The 25,571-nt window shown below is 41.6% G+C and carries 20 protein-coding genes; 15 read left to right on the forward strand and 5 right to left on the reverse strand.

Annotation, left to right across the window (positions count from 1 at the left end; all coding sequences use genetic code 11):
• Nucleotides 1-144: 144 nt before the first annotated feature.
• The gene (locus KZA12_RS04975) at nt 145-3,357 is read right to left on the reverse strand and encodes a ComEC/Rec2 family competence protein (protein WP_218689450.1); all 3,213 of its coding nucleotides are present in this window, start codon (nt 3,355-3,357) and stop codon (nt 145-147) included.
• A 333-nt stretch (nt 3,358-3,690) separates the two neighbouring features.
• Between KZA12_RS04975 and KZA12_RS04980 the strand changes: the two genes are divergently transcribed.
• The gene (locus tag KZA12_RS04980) at nt 3,691-4,296 is read left to right on the forward strand and encodes a DUF2062 domain-containing protein (protein ID WP_227677196.1); all 606 of its coding nucleotides are present in this window, start codon (nt 3,691-3,693) and stop codon (nt 4,294-4,296) included.
• 115 nt (nt 4,297-4,411) lie between these two features.
• On the opposite strand, the gene lolD is transcribed toward KZA12_RS04980, so the two are convergent.
• The gene (gene lolD / locus KZA12_RS04985; RefSeq protein WP_201622705.1) at nt 4,412-5,092 is read right to left on the reverse strand and encodes a lipoprotein-releasing ABC transporter ATP-binding protein LolD; all 681 of its coding nucleotides are present in this window, start codon (nt 5,090-5,092) and stop codon (nt 4,412-4,414) included.
• A 52-nt stretch (nt 5,093-5,144) separates the two neighbouring features.
• Nucleotides 5,145-6,380: a lipoprotein-releasing ABC transporter permease subunit gene (locus KZA12_RS04990; protein ID WP_201622706.1), complete on the reverse strand. Its 1,236-nt coding sequence runs from the start codon at nt 6,378-6,380 to the stop codon at nt 5,145-5,147.
• Between the two features lie 411 nt (nt 6,381-6,791).
• Here KZA12_RS04990 and KZA12_RS04995 point away from each other — a divergent pair, with 411 nt between their 5' ends.
• Nucleotides 6,792-7,784: a hypothetical protein gene (locus KZA12_RS04995; protein ID WP_201622707.1), complete on the forward strand. Its 993-nt coding sequence runs from the start codon at nt 6,792-6,794 to the stop codon at nt 7,782-7,784.
• A 235-nt stretch (nt 7,785-8,019) separates the two neighbouring features.
• Here the strand turns inward: KZA12_RS04995 and KZA12_RS05000 are convergent, their stop codons facing one another.
• Entirely contained in the window at nt 8,020-8,409 is a 390-nt protein-coding gene (locus KZA12_RS05000) for an SCP2 sterol-binding domain-containing protein (RefSeq protein ID WP_218689451.1), read from the reverse strand.
• A gap of 860 nt (nt 8,410-9,269) precedes the next feature.
• On the opposite strand from KZA12_RS05000, the gene ccoN reads away from it, so the two are divergent.
• The 6 genes from ccoN (at nt 9,270) to KZA12_RS05030 (ending at nt 15,405) form a co-directional block, all read left to right on the forward strand.
• Nucleotides 9,270-10,751, forward strand: a complete 1,482-nt coding sequence (gene ccoN / locus KZA12_RS05005; protein WP_201622709.1) for a cytochrome-c oxidase, cbb3-type subunit I — start codon at nt 9,270-9,272, stop codon at nt 10,749-10,751.
• A 9-nt stretch (nt 10,752-10,760) separates the two neighbouring features.
• Nucleotides 10,761-11,399 (forward strand): cytochrome-c oxidase, cbb3-type subunit II, encoded by a 639-nt coding sequence (gene ccoO / locus KZA12_RS05010; protein WP_201622710.1) that lies wholly within the window; start codon nt 10,761-10,763, stop codon nt 11,397-11,399.
• The gene (locus KZA12_RS05015) at nt 11,399-11,581 is read left to right on the forward strand and encodes a cbb3-type cytochrome c oxidase subunit 3 (protein ID WP_201622711.1); all 183 of its coding nucleotides are present in this window, start codon (nt 11,399-11,401) and stop codon (nt 11,579-11,581) included. Before ccoO ends, KZA12_RS05015 begins: the two co-directional genes overlap by 1 nt.
• The gene (gene ccoP / locus KZA12_RS05020) at nt 11,578-12,732 is read left to right on the forward strand and encodes a cytochrome-c oxidase, cbb3-type subunit III (protein ID WP_201622712.1); all 1,155 of its coding nucleotides are present in this window, start codon (nt 11,578-11,580) and stop codon (nt 12,730-12,732) included. Before KZA12_RS05015 ends, ccoP begins: the two co-directional genes overlap by 4 nt.
• 482 nt (nt 12,733-13,214) lie before the next feature.
• Nucleotides 13,215-14,624 (forward strand): cytochrome c oxidase accessory protein CcoG, encoded by a 1,410-nt coding sequence (ccoG, locus tag KZA12_RS05025; RefSeq protein WP_201622713.1) that lies wholly within the window; start codon nt 13,215-13,217, stop codon nt 14,622-14,624.
• Between the two features lie 187 nt (nt 14,625-14,811).
• Nucleotides 14,812-15,405, forward strand: coding sequence for a FixH family protein (locus KZA12_RS05030; protein ID WP_201622714.1), 594 nt, complete (start codon nt 14,812-14,814; stop codon nt 15,403-15,405).
• Between the two features lie 135 nt (nt 15,406-15,540).
• On the opposite strand, the gene ttcA is transcribed toward KZA12_RS05030, so the two are convergent.
• Nucleotides 15,541-16,533, reverse strand: coding sequence for a tRNA 2-thiocytidine(32) synthetase TtcA (gene ttcA / locus KZA12_RS05035; RefSeq protein WP_256932847.1), 993 nt, complete (start codon nt 16,531-16,533; stop codon nt 15,541-15,543).
• 327 nt (nt 16,534-16,860) lie between these two features.
• On the opposite strand from ttcA, the gene queC reads away from it, so the two are divergent.
• The 7 genes from queC to KZA12_RS05070 all read left to right on the forward strand — a co-directional run bounded on the left by queC (nt 16,861) and on the right by KZA12_RS05070 (nt 25,448).
• The gene (gene queC / locus KZA12_RS05040) at nt 16,861-17,658 is read left to right on the forward strand and encodes a 7-cyano-7-deazaguanine synthase QueC (protein WP_218689453.1); all 798 of its coding nucleotides are present in this window, start codon (nt 16,861-16,863) and stop codon (nt 17,656-17,658) included.
• Nucleotides 17,659-18,007: 349 nt separating this feature from the next.
• Nucleotides 18,008-18,337 carry a hypothetical protein gene (locus KZA12_RS05045; RefSeq protein ID WP_201622717.1) on the forward strand — a complete coding sequence of 110 codons (330 nt, stop codon included), beginning with the start codon at nt 18,008-18,010 and terminating at the stop codon, nt 18,335-18,337.
• A 209-nt stretch (nt 18,338-18,546) separates the two neighbouring features.
• Nucleotides 18,547-19,041 (forward strand): peroxiredoxin, encoded by a 495-nt coding sequence (locus KZA12_RS05050; protein WP_201622718.1) that lies wholly within the window; start codon nt 18,547-18,549, stop codon nt 19,039-19,041.
• 244 nt (nt 19,042-19,285) lie between these two features.
• Nucleotides 19,286-20,794 (forward strand): dihydrolipoyl dehydrogenase, encoded by a 1,509-nt coding sequence (locus tag KZA12_RS05055; RefSeq protein ID WP_218689454.1) that lies wholly within the window; start codon nt 19,286-19,288, stop codon nt 20,792-20,794.
• 60 nt (nt 20,795-20,854) lie between these two features.
• Nucleotides 20,855-22,042, forward strand: a complete 1,188-nt coding sequence (locus KZA12_RS05060; protein WP_256932830.1) for a mechanosensitive ion channel family protein — start codon at nt 20,855-20,857, stop codon at nt 22,040-22,042.
• A gap of 291 nt (nt 22,043-22,333) precedes the next feature.
• Nucleotides 22,334-24,655 carry a bifunctional 23S rRNA (guanine(2069)-N(7))-methyltransferase RlmK/23S rRNA (guanine(2445)-N(2))-methyltransferase RlmL gene (gene rlmKL, locus KZA12_RS05065; protein ID WP_218689456.1) on the forward strand — a complete coding sequence of 774 codons (2,322 nt, stop codon included), beginning with the start codon at nt 22,334-22,336 and terminating at the stop codon, nt 24,653-24,655.
• Between the two features lie 217 nt (nt 24,656-24,872).
• Nucleotides 24,873-25,448 carry a TerD family protein gene (locus tag KZA12_RS05070; protein ID WP_201622722.1) on the forward strand — a complete coding sequence of 192 codons (576 nt, stop codon included), beginning with the start codon at nt 24,873-24,875 and terminating at the stop codon, nt 25,446-25,448.
• The last annotated feature ends 123 nt before the right edge of the window (nt 25,449-25,571 follow it).

A 25,571-nucleotide genomic window follows, 5' to 3' on the forward strand; every position in this document is an offset into this window, starting at 1 on the left:
TCCTAAACGCTTTACTAATTCTATAAGCGGCTTATTGGTTATGGTGATCTTTAGTTTAGGGTTCAATAGTAGTCACAGCACAAAAGCTAACCAAACATAAGCCTAACGGCGACTGTTGTATTAGCCATTCTATTAAAGCGGCTTTTATTTTATAGTATTGTCATGGCTATTAACATCGACATTACTATCGGTAACAGTATCAGTATCAGTATCAGTATCAGTATCAGTATCAGTATCGAAACTAGCAGTAGCAGCAAAGGCCACTGCTAATGGCTTATTATCATAGCTTAGTAGTTGCTCAACTCGCTGCGCTATCAACACGCTACTAGGCACCGCTGAGGAACTATGGCTTAACCAATGGTTTGAGTGCTTACTTAAGCGATTGCGCTGATCCTGAACATCGCTATCCTTGATAACATTAATAGACTTACCATTATCGACGTCTAGCTCATCTGCTGTACACATTAGTTGCCACAGTTGCCAAAGACGCTGATGGGTGGCTACATCTAATATCAACCGCGATTTACTTTGCTGCGCGTGCTTATGCGCTGGCGATGCTGTTAATGACGATACCGCCGGTCTTAATATTTGACTGGCTAGTGCTGGCGATTGTACAGGATTAGCCGGGTTGAACTGTAAGATATCGATAGGCTCATCGCTTTGTATAAGTAAGCTGCAATCCCAAACACTGCTATCAGCTATCGTCGGCCAACCGGTAACCGCTTTTATGGTCAGCGCTTCATTTGCTGACTGCCAAACCTTCCCTGCTGCACAGTGTTGCGCGCTAATAGCTAAGTCACTATTAAGGGACTTGCTAGTAGGTTTATTTGCTAATCGATCATCCGTAATAACGCGTTGCTTAGCAGCTGGCAGTCTCTTGTGCTCGCCTGCTTGCCAATAGTGCTTAGTAGGTAAGCTTTGACTCAACTGCCTAGCGGTCAGGGCTAATAAGCCCTCTGGACTATGTGGGATCTTAACCACGCTCTGCTGCTTATGATCCTGCTTAGCCATTGGTGTAGCTGAGCCAGTTTGCACCACTATCCCCTCTAAACGCTTAATGGCTAGCGTTCCTAGCTGCTGCGTTAAAGTCGCAGATAACTGATCGGCTGTCAGTAGGCTTGCGGTAATGCGTGCAGCTTTAGGTCGGTGATCGGCTAAGATTAGCCAACTGATACTATCTGAGCTTTGCTGAGCACTTTTATCATCGCGGTTAAAATCTTTCACTTTAATAGCTTCAACGGGATACTGTAATACAGCCGCGGTCAAATAACTGTCGTTAGTAGGTAAAATATATAAAGTTGGCATTGAGCTCAATCGCTGTTGATTGGCATAGAGAGTTATTATTAACAAGCTTAGCGGTGGCAATGCTAGCCAGCGACTGAGTAACTTAGGCGGCAATAGCCAAGGTAATAATACTAACAACCCCATCAATAATATAGCAGTGTTTACTGGGGTGTATAGCCAAGCATTACTGACTGCTGGCAACGAAGTCAACCAAGCTATCAGCTGATGCACATTCACCATTATAGTGGTGACTAACATCCAAATAGTGGATGCAACAGAGGGCCATAAAAGATAGCACAGCCCTGCCAATAGATTCAGCGGTATGATAACCCAACCGAACAAACTTATAGCGAACAAGTTAATCACTAAGCTCCACAATGAAGCTTTGCCAAACAGCAATAGAGTAATCGGTAGCAGCGCTATAAATAACCAACACTGTAGCTTGAACAGACGCTTAATTAACGGCCAAGTTTTTGTCAAAATACTATAAATAAGGCTATTATTTCGCCAGTTTTGCTGGTGTTTACTAACAAGCTGCCGGCTGTTGTTAAAGCTATTATCCGAGTGCTGTTGCTGCAAGCCATTATCGTATTTCAGTATTAGGGCTACGGCGACGAAGGACAGCCAATATCCCGCTTGCCATAGCACATAAGGATCAAACCAAGCTAGCAGTACTGCTAAGGCTAATAATACTCGCATAGCGCTCACTGGTAGTAAGGATAAACGCACGAGGCCAACAGCCAGTAACATCCACGCCGTACGCGCCGCAGGTACATCGAACCCGGTGAACAAAGCATAAATAAAAGCGGCACTGATCATCACTCCCCAGCGCAGTTGCCAGCGTGGCAAATAGCTATATAGTATCGGGCAAAATCGATCCGAGACTAGCACTACTAGACCTGCCAGCATAATGGCTAAAAACAAAACATGAGTGCCAGAAATAGCTAATAAATGCGAGATACCTGCTAGCTGATATAAGTCTTTAGTCTCACGACTTATCAAACTACGATCGCCAGTCAATAGACTCAAAGCAACCGCATTGGCTTGCTGCTGTGCTGGGCTTAATGATGGCCAGTGTTGATAAAAGCTCTGACGCAATTGCCAGCGCTGTTGATCAATTTTAGTACGCCAACGTTTAAAGTTGAGGCTAGTATTTGATAAAACAGTCAGGGGTGCGATAGCATTATCGGCTGCGGCGCTAGCAGTAGCCATTTGGGCGCTATTAACCGTATTAGCAAGGTTATTGATAGGAACACCAACGCTTATAATATTAGCCATCCCGTCAATATGACGCCCTCGTAGCCAACGATAACTATCGAAGCCAGTCGCATTATTGAGGGCTTGCTCTGAGGTTGCCAGGGGCACCAGTGATAAGCTCATCATTAGCTGATCACCTGGCTGCAAGCGGTTAACAGTGGCTAGATTATTGCTGCTGGTGTTTGTTTTGGGATAAGCACTAAGTAGCACTCGATAAGTTGCGACTTGCTTATTGTTAATAGAGAGATCATTGAATTTTTGCTTAAAGCCATCCTTATTGCTAGCGTTTAGCGGTAACTGCTCAACGGTTATAGTCGCTAATTCCTGCGCAGTTAATTCAGCAGTGAGCGGCGCTAAATAGCTGAGAGTGGCCACTTGCCGATAACCGCTGTTGCTAGTAGGATCATATAAGCTATCGCTGATACCCTCGATAGTCACTAGCGCTTGCACTCGCATTGATAAGGCTAGCTTAGTATTTTCAGCACGCTGATGACTACTCAAAGCTTGCAAGGCACTAGCCATGACTAATAGAGTGACTAAAGCGACCATACATAAGGAATACAGTGCTTGAGACAACCAGCTAAAGATCAATGAGGTTTTTTTAGTAGATAAATTAGTGCTTAGGATAGTAGCAACAGGTGCTACACCTGTTTGACTGATAACTATTAAAACTAACGACATACCTAATAGATAAGGCAAAATTGATAGGCTAGCTATGTCTAACGATAGCAAACTGGCTGGCAAGGTATTACTACTGGCAATAGCTAAGACGGCGATCATCACCGTTAAGATAAGTATGCTTAGTAACCAATACACTAGCACTCCTTAGTTAATGACCTACTTCGCCAAATACGCTAGATCGTCCAATAAGTCAGAGGGTAAACTTGGCTGAGAGAACTGTATAAAATAAGGCGAAACTGTTACAGCCCTTATGCTCATTAGCCTCGATCTACGATTGCTTTATAGCTTAGCCTGAACAATAGCATTTCTATTTATATTACCCTATACTGAATGCAGTTGTTGCAATCATTGGCCATTACAGCTGATGCTCTGCTTCATAACCGTTGCTATTTTACTTATTATATCTTTAACTATCAGCCACTTAATGTCAGTAGTGGTGACCCTTACACCATGATCAAAGGCAAGCCTGTGCCAAAAAAACACCTAAAAAACCTGCTGCCCACCCCTGAAAAACTTCTTGAGAGTCGCACCTTAAAACTGTTTGCACCGTACCTAACCGATGCACGGCTTTGGCAATTTAATCGCCACAGTTTGAATAAAGCGGTATATATAGGGGTACTGAGTGCTTTTTTTCCCTTGCCAGGACAGATGCTACTGGCATTAATCGGCGCACTCGTCTTTCGTGCCAACGTACCAATGGCTCTTGGTCTGACTTGGATCACCAATCCACTCACAACCTTACCGGTATTCTATGCTGGTTACTATGTAGGTGCCAAGATTCTTGATGTGCCAATGATCAGTTTGCGGCTGATTGGGCGGATGATTACTGACTTTAGCTTATGGATAATATCTGATGGGGCCAACCCCTTTATCACTTATAAAGGGGTGGTATCGATCGGAGCGTTTTGTTTAGGATTGACATTATTAGCCATCCTAAGCAGCTTGATTTGTGGTTTAGCTTTTAAAGCTATTTGGCGTTATAAAACTATCGTCAGTTGGCAAAAACGTCCTCAAGATGCAAAAAGTAAGGGCAAATCAGCAAAAGACAAACCGTTAAAACAGCCATTAGAATAATTATGCAAAGCCGCTAGCAAAAATAAATTCCACTAGCCACTTAGATTAGAGACGACTCACACTACTACTGAGCTTATAGCCACTGAATATTCAGCATCCATTAGACCCCTTGCTACTAATACTGTTCCCACTGACCATTACGCAATAACAACTGTCTATCAGCCAGTGCTGCCAAGTTGCGATCATGAGTCACCATTAATAGCGCAGTTTGCATAGTGCTTTGTAACTCAGAAAGCATGGCGAAAACACTTTGCGCATTGTCATAATCTAAGTTACCCGTTGGCTCATCTGCCAATATTAGCGAGGGCTTAGTCACTAACGCACGCGCAATAGCGACACGTTGACGCTCACCACCTGACAGCTCACCTGGTCTATGCTCTAACCGATGACCCAATCCGACATTTTCTAAAATTTCAATCGCTTGATTACGAGCATCAGCGGTAGAGACTTTTGGACGCATCAATAACGGCATAGCTACGTTTTCTATAGCAGTAAACTCCGCCAATAGATGATGAAACTGGTAAACAAACCCTAAATGCTGGTTACGCATTAACCCACGCTCAGTCTCATTCATGTGATTAAGACATTTGCCATGCAGCCACACTTCGCCACTAGTAGGCGTATCCAAACCACCGAGTAGGTGCAATAAGGTACTCTTTCCTGAGCCACTAGTGCCAACGATGGCTATGCGTTCGCCAGGTCTTACCGACAAGTCTAAACCAGTTAATACCTGCGTGCGTACGGCGCCTTCATCATATATTTTGCTGATGTTGGTCGCCTCTAAAATAGCAGACATAGCACTTCCTTTTTTTATATTACAATTCAACTTATTATTTCTTTTATCGCGATTATTCGTAACGCAAGGTCTGCGCTGGTTGAATCCTAGCGGCTCGACGTGCTGGATAAATAGTCGCCAAAAAGCTTAAGACAAATGAAGCCCCAGTTATCAATGCCACATCGACAAAACGCAGCTCCGAAGGTAAGTAGTTGATAAAATAAGCATCGAATAGATTCAGACCAAAGGTTTGGTTAATAAAACCTAGGATGTCACCAACCGTTAACGCAAATATAATGCCCAAAATCGTGCCAGCGATAGTGCCAATAAAGCCAATTACTACTCCTTGCACCATAAATATTTGAGTGATCAACTTTGGCGAGGCGCCAAAAGTTTTTAAGATAGCGATATCGGCTTTTTTATCAGTGACTAGCATTACCAAGCTGGACACGATATTAAATGCCGCTACTAGAATAATCAAAAATAACAGCAAGCCGACCATAGCTTTTTCCATTTGGATAGCACCAAATAAATTACCATGCGTCTGCGTCCAGTCATTGGGATAGAGCTGATCAGGTGCTATAGCAGCAGCTTTTTGTGCAGCCATAGGTGCAGTAAAGATATCATTTAGCTTTAGACGAATCCCTTGAGCACCAGGAGGCAAGCGTAGTAATTTAGCGGCGTCATTCATTGGAATAAAGGCCATCAAACTATCTACTTCCGGACTGATACTGAATATACCTGTCAAAGTGAAACGTTTAAAACGCGGAATAACCCCAGCTGCTGACGGTGATGCTTCTGGCAATACTAGCGTGACTTTATCACCGATGCGTAACCCTAGCGACTGCACCATCTCCTCACCCAATACGATACTGAAATCACCGCTTTTTAGGGTATCGATGCTGCCTTCAGTCATGTTATCGTTGATAATTGAGACTTTTTTCTCGTAATCAGGATCGATCCCAGTGACCATGATGCCAGCCACTTGACCGTTGGAAGTCAGCATACCCTGCAGCTGAATAAAAGGCGCTACAGCGACGACTTCTGGATCTTTTTTGATCTCATCAGCCAGTTGCTGCCAGTCACTAATAACCTCAGTTGAGATAACTGTCGCTTGTGGCACCATACCCAGAATACGGGTTTTGAGCTCACGATCAAAGCCATTCATCACTGACAATACAGTGATCAATACCGCCACCCCAAGAGTCAGACCGACCATTGAAATAAGCGATATAAAAGAGATAAAGCGGTTACTGCGCTCTGCTCGGGTATAGCGTAGACCAATAAATAAGGCTAAAGGACGAAACATATTCAAACTCTTTATCTTATCTAACCACAGCAGCACAAATGCTAGGATAATGATGTAGCCTTGCGCTGAGGATTAGATATGGTTTTAGACAGACCTGCTAATTATTTGATGCTGTATTGACACTTTATATGATTTTGTATTTTGGTGTTTATAAGGTTGAGGCTAGCAAAAAGGAGATAGTTTGACACAATTTGTCTAAAATGTGCTATTAAACGTCATCCTTAACAGTAAAATAAAAGCGCTATTTTAAAAAAAGTACTGCTTTGTTATTATTTTTTATAGGGGCCTTGCTATTAGTTAAGTCTATACCTATATATTGTATGTAAAGGATTATTGTCATTAACCCATCAGTGTTGTTTGTTGAACTGTTTAAGTCCAAACTTCACAGCTGACTTAAGTTTGAGTATTTTCATGACTACTAATTATCATTATAAAAACCTACAATCTCCTACCAAAATCACTTTAACCGAGGCCCAAACGGCTGGTCATGCTGATCATTGGCGTATCTTAACCGATGACATGAGTCATGATGTACCTGAATGGTTACAGCAGATGATTGAGCAAGCCACAATGCCTAAAGGTCTCAATAGCAATGTCAGTGCTGAAGATAGCTGCTTATTGCTCTCTGAGGATCAACCTTGCCATATCAATCAAGTATTAGCGATGAAAAACGGTAAACCTGAACGTTTTGTCAACGCCTATCCTTGTGTCGATAGTCTGTACGGTCTTAATTGTACTATTGAGCGTATGATCGTCAATGAGACTACTCATGATGCGGTACTGCGTCTACGAACCGCTGATGGCAGTATAATCTATGCCTTTGATCAGCTTTATACCGCCAATCGCCATTTATATCAGCAAGGCACTTCTTATTTTGTCAACTTCAGTGCTTGGGCGCATGAGATTACTATCAGCGAACAACAAGAAGTGATCATGGTTGAAGATCAAGAAGCCATTCGCTCTCACCGTGCTTTTAACGATATCGTGGCAGCCAATAACGGTCAAGTACCTACTGACATCCAAGAGCAAGTCAAAGACTGGCAGCCAACCACTAAAGAGCAAATGCAGCCAGTGGAAATCAACCTAGGCCATATGTGTGCTTATTTATTCGGTGATACTTTAGGTCAAGAGGACGAAGCTTGGTGTCAAGGACAAGTGTTAGGTAAGCAACAGTGTCAGTTCAATGGCAAAGATATTATACTGTTCGATGTGGTTATCTTACGTGAGCAAAATGCCGATCCATTCGTGGTTCGTATCGCTGCGCTTAGTACCCCACAAACTCAAGCCATTGGTGTACTCAACTATATCCAAGCTAATATTTGGCTACAAGCAGCTATTTATAAAGAAAATCAAAACAAACAAAATACTAAGTTGCAACTGCAAACTCAATCGCGAGCCAGTTAGCCAAGCTAATGTAGTCAGCATAGTTGCAGTGTGTAGCTGCTAGCTAAGCAAACCTTGGCTTAAATCGATAAGCTGGCCCATAAAAAAGCCCTTAACTATATTAAGGGCTTTTTGCGTAGTTACGATTGCTGCCAAAACCTTATAACTATATAGCGTTGAAAGAATAGCGTTCAAAGACTATATTGTCACCAAAGGTAAGGCTAACATCAAATAATAATCTAGCTACAGAAATAGCTTAAGCGGTAGTAGTGATTGACTTGATACGCTTAAATAGCTCTTTTTGTTCAGTGCTAGGACGAGCCGTTTGTAGCGCCATCAACTGCGACATATCGCCTTCAACACGAATCTTGCCGCTCATGAAAGCGCCCATGATTTCATTCATGTCAAAATTAGTAATAGTAGATTCAAGCGTAGCACGATCTAATAATAGTGTAGTCGTTGCTTGGTCATTCAAGCCACGATGCAATAAACCATTAGCGAAGCTAGCTTCGATAGTCTCACTGCCATCAGCAACTTTAAGATTAATCACCATACTGGCAAGAGCTGGTGGTAAGTTCAACTCACCTGCTTCGTTACCAAATTCTTCAACTTGTGCAAACCATTCGTCAGTTAAAAAAACAGCCATTTCATTATCCTTTATGATTGAGTAGTTCGTAAACTAAAAGTAGTTCTTGTAACCTCGATAAGATCCTTCTTATCCACTAGATCAACTAATAGAGCTATTAGATAAGAGAATCGAAGGCTCTCCATTATTATGCCGTGGTTTTTGGAGAAGTAAAGAGGGTTAACCCCGATGAATAGTATCAGCAACCTGTAAGCAATAAAATATTAGTGTTTTGTAACGGTATGCAACCTAGGTAGTCAGCTGATTTTACTCACTAACCAGCTATTCGAATTTAATTCCTTACATTTCATATTGATATATTGATTTTTTTTGTTATTATGAGTGCCTATAGATGTAATGCTTTATTGTACTGTTTTCCAGTATTCCGCAGCGCTTTATCAGCGAATTATTAAAAGCTATCAGTTAAATCATTTACCAAAGAGTTTGTATTTTGGCGCATGAGTTTGATGATATTTCATTAAGATTGCGTTACAATACCTTAAACAGAGTCGGGAGTTTTAACTAAACATTACGCAAATATTTTTTTGTCAGCCGCCGCCAGCTTAATTCTATAATTAACAGCTTATTTTATCGACGCTAGACCAGTTAATTATATAAGTACTAATGCACCCTATCAAACCTCGATTTGATTTCAAAAGACGGCAGTTTTGTTGTTACTTCAATGTTATATATAATCCTACTATCAGTTGGCTAAAGCCTTATTTTGATAGGTTATAATATTAAAGTAATAAATCAGACAACAATTTATAACGCGCATTTACCGCGATCGTTAACTAGTTATAAAATTATTTTTTATAATGAGGGCACGGTGAATATTTAGTTAACACTGTTGATCATTCAGGCTGTAAAGGAATCATCCAATGAGTTTACAAAACACAGCAGTCGCTCCAGTGGACCGTGAGTACGAAATCACTATTATACGATTTTTTACTACTATGGCCGTAGTATGGGGCATTATCGGTATGAGTCTCGGTGTTTTCCTTGCCTCACAATTGGCATGGCCAGCGCTTAACTTTGATACACCATGGCTGACTTTTAGTCGTTTAAGACCACTACATACTAATGCTGTTATTTTTGCATTCGGTGGCTCAGCCTTGTTCGCTACCTCCTATTATATTGTCCAGCGTACTTGTAAAACTAGACTATTTGCCCCCTACCTTGCTTGGTTTACCTTTTGGGGTTGGCAGGCAGTTATCGTATCCGCTGTCATCACTCTTCCATTAGGATTAACCTCTACTAAAGAATATGCTGAACTAGAGTGGCCGATCGATATTTTGATCGCCTTAGTATGGATATCTTATGCCATCGTCTTCTTCGGTACTTTGATTAAGCGCAAAACTTCACATATCTATGTGGCTAACTGGTTCTTTGCCGCCTTTATTATCACAATTGCATTACTGCATATTGTTAATAGTATGGCTATCCCTGTTAGTGCGTTTAAGTCTTACTCTCTATTTGGTGGTGCAACTGATGCGATGGTGCAGTGGTGGTATGGACATAATGCAGTAGGCTTTTACCTAACTGCCGCTTTCTTAGGAATGATGTACTACTTCGTTCCTGTACAGATTGGTCGTCCTATTTACTCTTACCGCCTTTCTATCGTTCACTTTTGGGCATTGATTGCTTCGTATATGTGGGCTGGTGGTCACCATCTTCATTATTCAGCCTTGCCAGATTGGACACAATCATTAGCTATGGTGTTCTCTATTATCCTATTTGCACCTTCTTGGGGCGGTATGATTAATGGTGTTCTGACTCTATCAGGAAGCTGGGATAAACTACGTACCGATCCAATTATTCGCTTTATGATCGTGGCTTTATCCTTCTATGCGATGTCAACGTTCGAAGGGCCGATGATGTCTATTAAGACCGTCAACGCCTTATCGCATAATACTGACTGGACTATTGGTCACGTACACTCAGGCGCACTTGGCTGGGTAGGTATGATCACTATAGGTTCGTTATATGTGTTGTTACCTCGTATTTATAATAAGCCAAAAATGTACTCTATCAGCTTGATTACTACTCACTTTTGGCTAGCAACAGCAGGTACTATTTTCTATATCGTTTCGATGTGGATCTCAGGTATCGGCCAAGGTATGATGTGGTTGGCTACTAACCCTGATGGTACTTTAGTATATAGTTTCGTTGACACGGTTGAGTTCTCACATTTCCCATATATTGGTCGTGCATTCGGTGGTCTACTTTATGTTTCAGGCATGTTCGTAATGGCTTATAACTGTTATAAAACCCTTAAAATGCCAGAAGGTAAGCCTGTAGATATCGCTGATCCAACTGATCATAACCCTAGTGTCAATGAGTCGAAAACGGCTAAAATATAAGGAACGATCATGGCTGGTACACCGCATGAGATTATTGAAAAAAACACAGGCTTGTTGGTTATCGGTATCGTTATCGCAATCAGCTTTGCAACCTTAGTTGAGATTGTACCGCTAATTTATGATAACAAAGGTCCTGAAGAAGGTGGCGTGAACGCACCGCTACCTTCTATGGAACCGTGGACTGCACTTGAGTTTGAAGGTCGTGACATCTATATTCGTGAAGGTTGTCATGTTTGCCATACACAGATGGTACGTCCGCTACGTGCAGAAGTTGAACGTTATGGCCCTTACTCACGTGCTGCTGAATCAACTTGGGATCATCCCTTCTTGTGGGGTTCTAAACGTACTGGACCAGATCTAGCACGAGTTGGCGGACGCTATTCAGAAGACTGGCAGAAGCAACATTTAATGAACCCACGTTCATTAGTACCTGAATCAATTATGCCAGGATTTCCATGGCTTGCAGAAAATGAGATCAACGGTACTAACGTGCAAACTAAGATGCGTTTATTCCGTGACCGTTTCGGTGTTCCCTACACTCAAGAGGACATAGACGGCGCTCCTGATGCTGTACTTGGCGCTACGGAGCTTGACGCTTTAGTCGCCTATCTTCAACAGTTAGGTACTGCAATGGAAGGACAGCGCTAATGGGCATTGGTGAATTACAAACAATTGCAACTGTTTCAGCTTTTGTTGCCTTTATAGGTGTTGCATGGTGGGCGTATTCGCCAAAAAACAAAAAACGCTTCGAAGAAGATGCACAGCTTGCGCTTGACGATGAGGTTGTAGATACTTTATCTGAAGAGCAGCGCAATAAGGATGAAAGATGACAGCTTTTTGGAGTTCTTGGATTACCATAATTGCCTTTTCGTGTTGGTTATTTATTCTTGGCATACTGTTAATGGTACTCAAGTTTAAACCTGAAGTAGAAGAAGATGGTACTACTGGTCATGACTATGATGGTATTCGAGAATACGATAAACCACTTCCTAAATGGTGGTTAGTAATATTTTTTGGCTCAATAGCCTGGGGTATAGTTTATTGGGTATTCTTCCCAGCTATGTTCCCTGGTACTTGGCATGGCATCGCAACTGTAGAAGTCGATGGCGACACAGTACCTTGGACCTCGAAAAATGAGCTTTATAGTGAGCTTGAACAAAACAATAAAGTATTCACTGATAACTTTGAGAAGTCTATTTTAGCTAAAGCAAATGCTACTAGTGCTACTGAAACCTTGAATGAACTTTCTGTTCTTCAAGCGACTATGCGTCGCAGTGAGACACCACCAGCAGACTTACAGACTCAAATAGATAAGAAAATTGAAGAGCTTGCCCCAGCTGTTGAGAAACTGGCTGAAGACCCAGGTGCTTTAAAAGTTGGTAGCCGTCTGTTCTTGCAGAATTGTGCAGTCTGTCACGGCTCTAATGCCAAAGGTGCACTAGGCTATCCCAACTTGACGGATGGTGACTGGTTATATGGCGGCAATGCTAGTAATCTTCTAGCCACACTTCATAATGGACGTGTCGGCGGTATGCCAGCTTGGCGTGAACAGATTGGCGAAGAAGGTGTGCGTGCCGCTTCTGAATATGTTTTATCTTTATCTGCCAACAATGGTAGCAAAGCTAATGGCGAACTTGATAAAACTTTAGTAGCTCAAGGTAGCGCTATTTTTGCTCAAAACTGTGCGCTTTGTCATGGTAAAGATGGTAAAGGTATGATTTCAGCTGGCGCTCCTAACCTTACTGATCAAGTATGGTTATATGGTGGTGATCGTGAGACAGTACGTAATACTTTACGTTATGGTCGCGCTGGTGTTATGCCACAGTGGGAAACTAAGCTAGGTAATGAGCGTATTATGTTAGTCGTTGCTTATGTTTACTCGCTGTCAGACAAAAATGCTAAGACAGTTAAAGCTGATGCCAATATTACCGCTAGTGCTACTGCTCCTGTAGCTGCAGTAAAAGTAAGCAGCGCTAACTAAAGTCTATAATATTTTAGTTAAGCGTCAGTGGTTAGTGTTAGATAGGATGTGAAATAAAGGAGAACTGTTAATACAGTTCTCCTTTTTATTATTAGTAGGTAGTAACTACAAAAAGTAAAAACAATTATCAACCACCTAAATATAGTGACTATTTTTTATTACATCTCCCCATTTACAGTAAGGGTAATGCTAAAATAGTGACTCAAACAACTATTTATTAAGACATTTTTTTATAGTAATTAGTGGATGATCAACATATTTTCAATTGTTGTTGGTTATATACAATCGATCATTTGGTCGTTGAAACTGTATCGATATTTAGATGCTAAGTGTCGTCAACAGTAGCTATAAGTGGTAGCTCTGATGCAAGTTTCAACTCCTTACTGACATTGATAAAAGCGTAGATTTATACATTCAATAGCTATAATTTATGTTCGTTACTCATGCCAGCAGACTGATTCTTTTTTTAAAGAGGCAAGTTTATGTCAGCACAACACTCTAATAAAATTCCTACGCAGCAGATTGATCTTGATGCTACTAAGCATCGCATCCATCCTCGCTTTGTCACAGGTCTTTATCAAAACATTCGTCTGGTTAGTATGTATTTCTTTCTAGCACTGTTTTTATTGTTACCTTGGCTGCGATATGACGGTAGACAGGCTATATGGTTTGATGTTCCGTCGCAGCATTACTATATCTTTGGCATGACCTTCTTGACTCAGGATTTCTATTTTATTGCCGCCTTTGCACTTATTGCTGCCTTTACCTTGTTTATGGTAACGGTCTATGCTGGACGAGTATGGTGCGGTTATGCCTGTCCACAGACCATTTGGACCCACTTGTATCAGCACGTTGAAAAGTGGGTTATTGGCGATCGTAATAAGCGTATCAAGTTTGATAAATCTCCTATGGGCGCAACTAAAGCCTTTAAGCGTGGTTTAGTTTATTTTATATGGTTGGCTCTATCGGTAATCACTGCAGCAACTTTTGTAAGTTACGTGGCTGGTACTGACCAAATTTATCAAAGTTGGCAGCTGATAGGATTAATCCCTATTCCAAACTGGCCAACTTGGATATGGGTATCGATGTTTATCTTTACCTTTGCAACTTATGCTAACGCAGGTTACATGCGTGAGCAAATGTGCATCCAGATCTGCCCTTATGGCCGCTTCCAAAGTGTTATGTTCGATAAAGACACCTTAATCGTTTCTTATGATTATGAGCGTGGTGAGCCACGTGGTACTCGCAAAAAAGGCACTCATCCTGAGAACTTAGGCGACTGTATTGAGTGCCAAATGTGTGTGCAAGTCTGCCCTACTGGTATCGATATTCGTGATGGCTTACAAGTAGGCTGTATTCAATGTGCTGCTTGCATCGATGCGTGTAATGAGGTTATGGACAAAGTCGGCTATAAGCGTGGTTTGATTCGCTACACTACCGAGCGCCAGTTAGCAGAAAAAGAGAATACTCGGGTATTTAGTAAGCGGCTGTTCGCTTATCTAGCGCTACTGCTAGTGCTATGTGGCGGTTTAGTCTATGCGCTAACCGATCGTGTGCCTCTAGAGATTGATATTCGCCGTGATCGTAATCAGCTATCGTCGTTGAATACTCAAGGAATGATTGAGAACAGTTACGTCGTCAAATTAACTAACAAAACTCAAAATGAGCATACTTATAAGATTACTTTAGCGCCTAAAGATGGCTTGAGCTTACAATTACGCTTTAATGACGTTCCCCTCGATGCTGGTGAGAGCTTTGATATGGCAGTAAGTATCTATGGTGATCCTGCTATTGTCGATGAAGGTCAAACACCTGTCACTCTCAACGTGGTAAGTGAAGATGGTCAGTATAAAGTTAGCAAAGACAACGTCTTCACAACTCAAGGCCAGTAAGTTATCAATAGACAACTTTTTTAGCCCTACAACTCACCTATCATTTCCTGCTAAGTACTTATTTATAGAGTGCTTAGCAGATGCGGTGCCTACTAAATCAGGCTATACTGATGCGGTTATTAATTAGCATTAAGTGGGCTGCATTTAGCAGTTGCGTTTATAAACTGATGCGTTAAATAGGTATTATATGTCTACTCCTACACAATCACCGAATTTTAAGCACCAAGATAGCCAGCCATGGTACAAGAACTACATGGTCATTATCTTTGTGATTGGTCTGCCAGCATTCGTGGTAGTGGCTTGTCTTTGGTTCGTTTATTACTCTTATCAAATCCGTGATAGCGTGGTACGTGATGACTGGTATATGGATGGCAAAACTTTATATCATGATGTATCCCGCGATAAGCTTACTTATGATTTAGACCTACATGGTCAAATGCAGTTTGCAGATAATGGCGATATTACCTTTTATCTTAATTATCCTGAGCAAAGCCTGCAGTCCGGTAAGCTACTCAATGGTACCCCACTCGTCTACCCTGATGAGTTGGCACTATCTATCTCTCATGCTACTGACATCAAAAAAGATCGTGATGTGGTCTTGCATCATGAGAGCGCTAATAAATATAGCGCACCAGCTGTCAATCTTGATCCTGTAAAAGCTAAATATTATCTACAAGTTAGTAATGATGGTAAAGAGGATTGGCGCATGCGTGATGTAGCAAAGCTGCCGCGTGCAAAGGTTAGCTTCGACCCCTTACCGGTATTTGAAAAACCTAGCTAACGCTCATAAAATTTTGTGCAGCGAAGCCTGTTGAGCCTTTAAATAAAAAACCAGCGACTAGTCTAATCGCTGGTTTTTTATTGGGTTTCGATTCATGTTTCAACCATACTCACTAAGATTTTTTTAGCTTTAAGCTTAAGATAATACTGGGTTGATGGTTGGAATTCGGTGATTGTCGATGCTACCTTGCTCTGCTAGGGAGTCATTGCTATGGCTATGGTTAGTTAAGTCGTTTTTAGCCTTAAAGTCTTGCATCTCTGGCGCAATAGGCATACCCATTTCCGTAAGACTAGCAGTTTGTCCGACTTGAATATTATGCCCCTCAAACAGACGCTCAGTAGCATTACGATCTATCTTGAGAGTTTCAAAATCGAACAACTCACGATCGGCTAATTGCGAGGGAGCTACGTTCTGCATAGCCTTAAAAATTGAGGCTAAACGCTGCGGATGGGCATCATCCCACTCGCGCAGCATGTCATTGATGATAGCGCGTTGCAAATTGGTTTGGCTGCCGCATAAGTTGCAAGGAATAATAGGAAACTCTTTTAGACCTGCATAGCTGATAATGTCTTTTTCCTCGACATAAGCCAAAGGTCGAATAACGATATTCTGCTGATCATCACTGAGTAGCTTGGGCGGCATAGACTTTAGCGCACCACTATGAAATAAATTTAGAAAAAAAGTGGCCAGCATATCATCGCGATGATGACCAAGCGCAATCTTAGTAGCGCCAATTTGTTTGGCAAAACCATACAGCGAACCACGGCGCAGACGCGAACATGCCGAACAATAAGTTTTGCCTTCGGGCACTACGCTTTTGACGATACTATAAGTGTCTTTTTCTAAAATATAATGCGGCACTCCCTGCTGGTTTAGATAATTAGGCAGCACTTCTTCTGGATAGCCTTGCTGCTTTTGATCCAAATTAACCGCAACAATATCGAAGTTGATAGGAGCTGCTTTTTTTAATAGTAGCAATATATCTAGCAAAGTATAGCTATCCTTACCGCCAGAAACACAGACCATTATCACATCCCCTTCTTCAATCATATTGAAGTCGTGAATAGCTAATGACACTTGCCGACGTAGCTTTTTTTGTAGTTTGCCAAAGTCCGCTGTTAGCTCCATAGGCACAGAGCTTATGGCTGGCTGCTCGGCAGTAGAAGGATCGGGAGTAAAAACAGTGGCTGCGGTCATAAAATACTCAATATCTATACAAGTTGGATAATAAAGGACTGGGCTCAAAGGGATTAGGGTATAAAAACTGACAAAGCAACCTCATACTGGAGGGCCTGATAATAGTTCTGCTATCTAGAGTAGCGACAATTATAACAAATATTATTAACAGGCTAAAAAAAATAGTTATGCAGCTTTAGTAGTCTTCTAAGCTACGGTGTTGTAATGATAATAATTTTGCTAAAATAGCTCCTTTGCCTATTAACGATAAATATTATTATGACTAACACTATGCCGATCACTGATTTTGATTGTAATTCTAATACTCAAAATGCTGTAGTGCTACTGTCCGGTGGCTTGGACTCAGTAACTTGTCTTTATTGGGCTAAAGAGCGCTATGCTTGTGTTACTGCTATAAGCTTTGATTATGGTCAGCGCCACAATAGTGAGCTGGTAGCCGCTAAAGCTATCGCCCAAAATGCTGGTGTCGCTCATCGTATTATAGACCTCGATATCGGCCAGCTGGGGGGTTCGTCACTGACTGATCACAGCATGAGCATACCTGATGGTGATACTGATAAGTTCACTACTGCTAATAAGCTCACGACTAAAAGTACCAACGCGGCTGCTGATGCAAGCGTTGATAATGAAGTTGATAATGATGCCATTCCTAATACTTACGTACCAGCACGCAACACTATCTTTCTATCTTACGCCCTAGCGGTAGCGGAAGTTACTGATGCCAATCATATTGTCATCGGTGTCAGCTCAGTGGATTATTCAGGCTATCCTGATTGTCGCCCTGAATATATAGCCGCCTTTGAGCGCTTAGCCAACCTAGCCACTAAAGCTGGTGTTACTGGTCATCAACTAAGGATTCAAACCCCTTTGCAACAGTTATCAAAAGCACAGACTATTGAGCTTGGTATTACTCTAGGGGTCGACTATGCTCAGACTATCTCTTGCTACCAAGCAGACGCTCAGGGTTTAGCTTGTGGGATATGTGATAGCTGTGTACTGCGTCGCCAAGGATTCGCACAAGCCAAGGTCACTGATCCAACTCGCTATCAAGGCTAATAATAGCCAGTTTGATGGGTCCTTAAGTTATTAATGCCCAATAAACAGCTTCATTAAACAAAAGCGTAACATTTGATTGCATCATCACAGCAGGAGCGTAGTGTTTTTTTCTCAGCATAATTGTTATTGTAGCGGCTAAGCTCGTCGCTATGAGCTTATAAACAATAAACACTAAAAGCCAGTTTGTGAATAGGCGTGTTGAACGATAGACCATAGCAGGATCTAGTTGTGAGTGTACAACATGCCTTATAATAGTTAGCCAAAAATAGCAGATTATAGTAACTGATACTAATGTCTAGTTATCTACTTTTTTAACCCCACTGTTTATATTGTCCGAGAGAGAAACCTTATGAAGTTATTGCAAATTTTACCTTTAGTAGTTATCGGTCTGATCGCTATGCCGCAAGCTAATGCCGCCGATATCAAGCAAGACAATATCAATAGCTGTGTCAGTGGCGCCGTCAAATATAAAGTAGCAGATAAAAATACTGCAACTAAACTGTGCACTTGTACTATCAATGTGCGTAGTCAAATGACTATTGGCCAAATGTGGGAAATTGAGAGCTACGCGCAAAACAAAAAAGACCCTTCAAGCTTGTCTTATGTAAAAAAGATGCAAAAAGAGTTGCAGCAATGTACTGAAGGCCTGAATCTAAAACAACCACAGAAGCCTGCTTAATATAACTTAGCAAAGCTTTTAACGGCTAAATAGTTAGAGCTTTAATTAAGCTATGGTTGATCGTCCTACAAATAAGACTGACCTTAGTCAGTCTTTTTTTGTTGCTAGCAGTTGCCTATAATCTAGCAAAGTGTAAAACTGCTAAATTAGCTTGTCGTTCTAGCAGCTTTTTAGCTAACTCTGTCAATGAATATAAAAAGGAATTTATCATGGCTAAAGCCACTACTGAAGTTATCACCTTACCTACTTTTCCAGTAACCCTAGTTCGCCAGTTAGATGGGCATTTCATTCATGATGATATTAGCTTAGTGGACCTTCTTACTCATAAAAGCAAAGGGCTTATTCTTTACTTTTACCCAAAGGATGATACCCCTGGCTGCACTATTCAAGCGAATGACTTTACTGAACACCTCAATGCTTTTGATGATCTTGAATACGACATCATTGGTGTGTCTCGTGATAGTGTAGAATCACATCAAAAATTTATCGAAAAATACGACTTACAAATTGCGCTTATCAGTGATAGTGACGAGAAGCTATGCCAATACTTCGATGTGATTCAAGAAAAAAATATGTATGGCAAAACCACTATCGGCCTAGTGCGCTCAGCCTTTGTATTTAATAAGCAAGGAGTACTCACTCATGCCCAGCGCAACTTACGAGCTAAGGATTATGCTGAGCGTTTGCTAGAAACCTTAGCCTAATAAATAGCTGCGCATTACCTAGTGCTCTAGTTGATATAGTGTCCTGGTTATCAAGCTTAGGTTGTAGTAGGCTCAGTTAAAAACATTTCTGCAACAGCCTACTACATTTATAGTGCTGTGTGCTTATGTAGCTTTACTTAATCTAATTGCTGATTATTAGATAATAGCTAAACTATTTATAATCGATCAAAGCTTATCGTTAAGCTATATAACCTAAAATTATTACTTTTAAGTTGAGAATAATATGAGCAAATCATCTGATAACCAAGTTGCTAGTAAGGCTGATGACCAGTCATCGACTACCAAAATCACTCGCCATGTCGATGTTGCAGTGATTGGTGCTGGTACTGCTGGACAAAATGCTTTTAGCCAAGCCAGCAAGATAACTAAAAATATCGTTATTATTAATGATGGGTTTTGGACAACCACTTGTGCCACTATTGGTTGTATGCCCAGCAAACTATTAATCGCTGCTGCTAATCGTGCTCATGAAGCTGAGTCCTCTGACCAATTTGGTATTCATACTGAAGTACGTATCGATGGCAAGCAAGTCATGGCACGAGTTCAAGCTGAGCGTGATCACTTCGCTAATAGCGTTAAAAAACAAGTTGAAGGCTGGCCTGCGGACAAAAAGATATCTGGGCGGGCCTATATCAATAAGCAAGGTTTGATTGAAGTTAACGACGAAATAATCAAAGCTGATAAAATTATCGTTGCTACTGGCAGCTCTCCTTTTGTCCCTGACGATTGGCGTAATAACTTAGGCACTACGCTCCTGACTTCTGACACTATATTTGAGCTCTCGGATCTACCAGTATCAATGGCGGTCATTGGCGCGGGCGCAATAGGTTTAGAGCTTGCCCAAGCTATGACTCGTTTAGGGGTAGCAGTGACTCTATTCAATAATGTCAATAGAGTGGCTAGCCTTAAAGATGAAGCTATCAATCAAAAAGCTATTGAATGCTTGAGTAGTGATCTGACCATGAAACTGGCTACTGAAGTTACTGAGGTCGGGACTTTGACTACTGAGGATAAAAAACTCCAAGCCTTTATTAACTATAAAGATAAAGAGGATAACAAGAGCCGCTGGGAAGGCCAATACGTCTTAGTAGCCACTGGACGACGTAATAACATTGAGCAGTTGGGCGTTGGAAATCTAGGGGTAGTCCTTGATGATAGTAACAAGCCACAAGACTTAGATATCGCTACTGGTCAGATTGGCGATCTTGACGTCTATATCATCGGCGATGCTAATGCTCATATTCCGTTATTGCATGTCGCTAGCGATGAAGGCTTTAGCTCTGGTAATGCTGTCTGTAAAGACAATGATGATGCCTACGTTAGAGCTCCTGCCGTGCCCTTTTCTATCGTCTTTTGTGAGCCGCAAATTACTAATGTAGGCATGTCACTACCTGAAATTAAAAATTCAGGGCTTGAGTATGTTATCGGTGAAGTGAGTTTTGATAACCAAGGACGCAGCCGTGTTATGGGGGTTAATTGTGGTCTGCTGCACGTTTATGGTTGCAAAAAAACCCATACCATCTTAGGGGCTAGCATGGTAGGTCCTGATGCGGAGTACATTGGTCACATAATAGCCAATGCTATTACTAATGATTTAAGCGTTAAAGACTTACTCAACATGCCTTTTTATCACCCTACTATTTTAGAAGGGTTACGTACTGCTTTGCGAGATGTGCAAGATAAGATGTCGATTTCGCGTCAACCCAATGATGCACAGCAAGATGGCTTGTAGATAGTGGCTCAGCTACACTTCTAATCAAAGCTGATTCCTACCACCCTTATGGATCAAACAATGGCAATAGCTACAATTACTGAGTTTTTTCAAGAGATCATTCGTGATTTGCATACTAGTCTCTATTTAGCGATTGGTGGCTCAGTAGAAGAAGACACTTTAGATTGGTCATCGCATGCGGTAGAGCTAGTCAGTACAGGTATAAAAATCTTAATTCTGCTCGCCGTATTAGGGTTTTTTTATTGGCTAACTATTTATTTTATTAAGCATAATAAGATGCGTTTGCGCTTTAATGATCGACGCGCCAAAATTGCTCGCTCCATCCTGCGCTATATTTGGATAGTAGCTAGCTTGATTGCGATTATGAGCCAAATTAATTTTGAGCCTACTACTGTCAAAGCGACTGCCAAAGCTTGTACTTGGGCCGGCATCTATTACATATTATGGACCTCATCAGGGCAGATCATTCATAAAGTTCTGCAGCATTATGGTCTAAACGCTTCTATTGAACAGCTACTCAAAAACATTCTATCCGTACTGCTATTAGTACTAGGTCTAGCCAGCGTAATGGCTCAGTTTGGCTTCGACATAGTCTCGCTGGTAGCCGGTTTAGGTATCGTCGGTTTGGCGGTCGGCTTTGCCGCTCAGTCTACATTGGCCAACTTTATCGCTGGTATTACTATTTTGCTCGAGCAATCCTTCCAAGTAGGGGATTGGATTAATATCAATGACAAAGAAGGTCGAGTGGTCCTTATTTCTTTGCGTACTACTCATATCCTAACTCGTGATAACATCACTATTATCATCCCCAACTCCAATGTTGCTTCTTCTGAAGTTACTAATATCACCTCCAAGAACTTTATCCGTTTCGATATTCGAGTACGTATCGCTTTTGAAGATGATGTCGATACGGCGCGTGCAGAAATCATGCGAATATTAGAAGATACTGAGGTAGTATTGAGCCGTCCTGAAACCTCAGCCACAGTAGCTGAAATCGGTGAGTATGGGGTGTTCTTTATTGTCAGATTCTGGGTCAAACCTGCATCAGTTGCCCGTATGCCTAAGATTAAGGAAAACCTACAAGAGGCTATAAAACGTGCCTTTGACAACGCTAATATCTCGACTCCTTATCCGCATATGCGTCTGCTTATGCCTAAAGACGTTGACTACCCTATCCCGACTAAACCTTTTGCCACTACTACTCAAATTGTAGAAGACAAAACCTTATTGGCTAAAAATAATGACTGACCCTCTCACTTTAGGCCACGCATAACTTATCCCTTTACCCCTGTTGGATGCTAATCGGCTATGATTATCTTGTTAATGCTATTGGCATATTATTAATAGTTTGGTGATAAAGAAAATAGAGTGAGCTGCTTTAGACTTATTAGAGTATTGGCTTATTAACCATTATTACGGTTATCTAATATCGCTTAAACCTCTGTGCTTTAAACTTTATCGACCGAAATTATGGTAAAATCGCCGGTTAAACGCTAACGCTTTATTTTCTGATTTGCTTATCTAGACACAGGTATCCGTATGACCGAACCAACCACGCCCGCAGCTGCGCAAGCGCCCTTATCAACCTCATTGCCAGTAGCAGCGCCAGATTTAGCGCTTGAGCTTATCATCACTTGTGCTGATGGGCTAGAAGCACCACTACAGACTGAGCTAACCAGCTTTGGTATCGCCAGTGAAATCAAAAGTACAGGGCGTCTAAACGTCAACGGATCCTTGCGTGATTTATATACTATTTGCTTGTGGTCGCGGGTGGCCTCTAGAGTATTGATGCTGATCAAACGCAAAAATATCAATGCTGAATATGATGTAGCGGAGCAGTTATATGGCCTAGCCAAGTCGATCAATTGGACTGAGCAATTTAAGCTTGAGCAGACTTTTGCTATTCGATTATCAGTAGACAAGCGCGTGGCGGTCAGTCAACAGTTCGCTATGTTGCGTATCAAAGATGCGATTGCCGATACTTTTAATGAAGTCTATGACAGCCGCCCAAATGTCGACAGCAAAAACCCAGATTTTGCTATTTTTGCAACGGTCAATGATAAGCAAGCCGAACTGTATTTAGATTTATCTGGTACTAGCTTACATCGTCGTGGTTATCGTGTAGCTATGACCGATGCACCGTTAAAAGAAAACTTAGCTGCAGCTCTGTTATACAGTGCGGGCTGGCATAAGCAGAATGAGACTGATAACACGCCTTTTTATAATGCGCTAATCGATCCGATGTGTGGCTCAGGTACTTTTATTATCGAAGCGCTGCTGATGCATTGCGATTATGCGGTTGGCATTGATAAGGCCGCCAATCAGTTTGGTTTTTATCAGTGGCAGCATCACGATGAGACCTTATGGATGGCGATGGTGGATGATGCGCAAACCCGATTCCGTGACGCTTTAGCTATTGCTTGCGAGCAACCGGATACTCTACCGCTAATCTTAGGCTTTGATGCCGATAGTGGCGCAATACTAGCTACTGAGAAAAACTTAATTGCCGCCGGTTTACAAGACTTGTTATCGCTGATAGACCTTGAGACTCGTGCCCTTGATCAACTTAATAGTACTTTGAGTCCGATGGTCAAAGACGGTAGATTGAGTAATCCACTGATCATTACCAATCCGCCTTATGGTGAGCGTCTAGGCGATGAGGAGAATATTCGTCCTCTTTATCAGGCTATAGGGCTTATCCTGCAGGATAGCTTTGCTGGTAGCGACGTCAATCCTATGGTTGGTATCTTAGCTTCCAATGTCGAACAAGTCGATATTCTGCCTATTAGCGAGCCAAAAACTCTGCGTTGTCATAATGGTGCTATCACGGTTTATTTCCGTTACGGCAAGCTAATCCCTGGCCAAGTTGGCAATCTAATGAGTCGCTTTGAGAAGCGTGAGATTGATACTGAGGAAGGCCAAGACTTTATCAACCGTCTACAAAAGAATCTCGGTCGCCTCAGAAAACAAGCTACTAAAGAGAAAGTCAGCAATATACGTGTCTATGATGCCGATCTGCCTGACTTTAAGGTTGCCATTGATCTATATGGTGATTATGTGCACGTACAAGAGTATGCACCGCCTAAGACTATCCCACCTGAAACCGCTAGAAAGCGCTTTAATTTAGCCTTGATGGGTATCCGTGAAGTTTTAGGCATTAACCGTGAGCAAGTGTTTATCAAGACTCGTGCTCGCCAGTCGGGTAATGATCAGTATAGTAAGCAAGGCAATACCGAGAAAAAAGGTAAATTCTATATCGCTCGTGAAGACGACGCTTATTTTTATGTCAACTTCACTGATTATTTAGATACTGGTTTGTTTATTGATCACCGTAATATGCGCGCACGCATTAAAGACAATAGCCGTGGCAAAGCGGTACTGAACTTGTTTGCTTATACGTGTACTGCTAGTGTCCATGCTGCCCTTGCTGGTGCCAAAAAAGTGACTAGCGTTGATTTATCGCAAAACTATCTAGACTGGGGTAAGCAAAACTTCGTGCTTAATGGTCTTGATGTTAGCCGTAATAAGTATCAGTTCGTCGCTGCGGATATTTTTGAGTGGATTAAAGACAATACTGAACAGTTCGATATTATCTTTATTGATCCCCCTACTTTTTCTAACTCCAAGAAATTCCAAGGTACCTTTGATGTTCAACGTGATCATTCAGCACTGATCAATCGAGCAATGAACCGCCTGACTGCTGATGGGGTCTTGTATTTCTCTAACAACTTTACCCGCTTTGAGCTCGATGAGCAGCTGACTGAGCGTTATGATATTGTCGATGTGACTCAAGAGACTATTGGTTTCGACTTCAATGTCAAAAAACCTATTCATCAGAGCTTTGAGATTCGTCATCGCTAATCGCTTGCAACAGCAAAGCCGTCTAACCAGCTGTTTTGCTGTGCAAAGCAGCTAAATTTATAGCAAAACTACATAAACCTTAATAACAATGACCTTATCAGCTTTGATTGGGTCATTTATTGTTGTTATGATAGACCGTTCCTAAATAATATATATCTTCATTCGTTTAGCTTCTTTGCTCTTAAAATAATTTTATTCTAATAAAAAGGACATAACCATGGCTTTATCATTAAATAAAGGCGGTAACCTATCGCTAACCAAAACTGATCCTAACTTAACCAAATTACTTATTGGCTTAGGCTGGGATGAACGTGCTACTTCAGGGGCCGAGTTCGACCTAGATGCCAGTGTGTTTTTATTGAGTACTGCTGGCAAAGTGCGCGGCGACCACGATTTCATTTTTTATAATCAGCTAAAATCTGATAACGGTGCTGTTGAGCATACTGGCGACAACCGCACTGGCGAAGGTGATGGTGATGATGAATTGGTTAAAGTTAACTTAACTCAAGTCCCAGCTGATGTAGACAAAATCGTCGTAACAGTTACCATTCATGATGCGGCTGCACGTAGTCAAAACTTTGGTCAAGTTGCTAACGCTTTTATCCGTGTTGTTAATGAAGAAACGGGCACTGAAGTGGTACGCTTTGACTTAGCAGAAGACTACTCTGTCGAAACCGCAATGGTATTCGGTGAAGTCTATCGCCATAACAATGAGTGGAAATTTCGCGCAGTAGGTCAAGGCTATGCTGGTGGTCTGCAAGCTATGTGTCAGCAGTATGGCGTTGATATCTAACTCTCAATTTAGTCTCGATATTTTTATAATAGATAGTGGACCATCCAATAGCGGCTGGGTATAAAAAATTGATATACAGTCCTTAGCCCATATCTTGGGTTGACTAAGGATGAAGTACAAATA

It is taken from the genome of Psychrobacter sp. BF1 (genome assembly GCF_019279065.1).
GTDB lineage: Bacteria > Pseudomonadota > Gammaproteobacteria > Pseudomonadales > Moraxellaceae > Psychrobacter > Psychrobacter urativorans.

Excerpts from the sequence above, each read along its gene's own strand:
- KZA12_RS05050 (WP_201622718.1), top strand. The coding sequence starts at position 18,547 with ATGGCTAAAGCCACTACTGAAGTTATCACCTTACCTACTTTTCCAGTA.
- KZA12_RS05045 (WP_201622717.1), top strand. The coding sequence starts at position 18,008 with ATGAAGTTATTGCAAATTTTACCTTTAGTAGTTATCGGTCTGATCGCT.
- KZA12_RS04995 (WP_201622707.1), top strand. The coding sequence starts at position 6,792 with ATGACTACTAATTATCATTATAAAAACCTACAATCTCCTACCAAAATC.
- ccoO (WP_201622710.1), top strand. The coding sequence starts at position 10,761 with ATGGCTGGTACACCGCATGAGATTATTGAAAAAAACACAGGCTTGTTG.
- KZA12_RS05070 (WP_201622722.1), top strand. The coding sequence starts at position 24,873 with ATGGCTTTATCATTAAATAAAGGCGGTAACCTATCGCTAACCAAAACT.
- KZA12_RS04990 (WP_201622706.1), bottom strand. The coding sequence starts at position 6,380 with ATGTTTCGTCCTTTAGCCTTATTTATTGGTCTACGCTATACCCGAGCA.
- KZA12_RS05030 (WP_201622714.1), top strand. The coding sequence starts at position 14,812 with ATGTCTACTCCTACACAATCACCGAATTTTAAGCACCAAGATAGCCAG.
- KZA12_RS05055 (WP_218689454.1), top strand. The coding sequence starts at position 19,286 with ATGAGCAAATCATCTGATAACCAAGTTGCTAGTAAGGCTGATGACCAG.
- queC (WP_218689453.1), top strand. The coding sequence starts at position 16,861 with ATGACTAACACTATGCCGATCACTGATTTTGATTGTAATTCTAATACT.
- KZA12_RS05015 (WP_201622711.1), top strand. The coding sequence starts at position 11,399 with ATGGGCATTGGTGAATTACAAACAATTGCAACTGTTTCAGCTTTTGTT.
- rlmKL (WP_218689456.1), top strand. The coding sequence starts at position 22,334 with ATGACCGAACCAACCACGCCCGCAGCTGCGCAAGCGCCCTTATCAACC.
- ccoN (WP_201622709.1), top strand. The coding sequence starts at position 9,270 with ATGAGTTTACAAAACACAGCAGTCGCTCCAGTGGACCGTGAGTACGAA.
- KZA12_RS05000 (WP_218689451.1), bottom strand. The coding sequence starts at position 8,409 with ATGGCTGTTTTTTTAACTGACGAATGGTTTGCACAAGTTGAAGAATTT.
- ccoP (WP_201622712.1), top strand. The coding sequence starts at position 11,578 with ATGACAGCTTTTTGGAGTTCTTGGATTACCATAATTGCCTTTTCGTGT.
- ttcA (WP_256932847.1), bottom strand. The coding sequence starts at position 16,533 with ATGGAGCTAACAGCGGACTTTGGCAAACTACAAAAAAAGCTACGTCGG.
- lolD (WP_201622705.1), bottom strand. The coding sequence starts at position 5,092 with ATGTCTGCTATTTTAGAGGCGACCAACATCAGCAAAATATATGATGAA.
- KZA12_RS05060 (WP_256932830.1), top strand. The coding sequence starts at position 20,855 with ATGGCAATAGCTACAATTACTGAGTTTTTTCAAGAGATCATTCGTGAT.
- ccoG (WP_201622713.1), top strand. The coding sequence starts at position 13,215 with ATGTCAGCACAACACTCTAATAAAATTCCTACGCAGCAGATTGATCTT.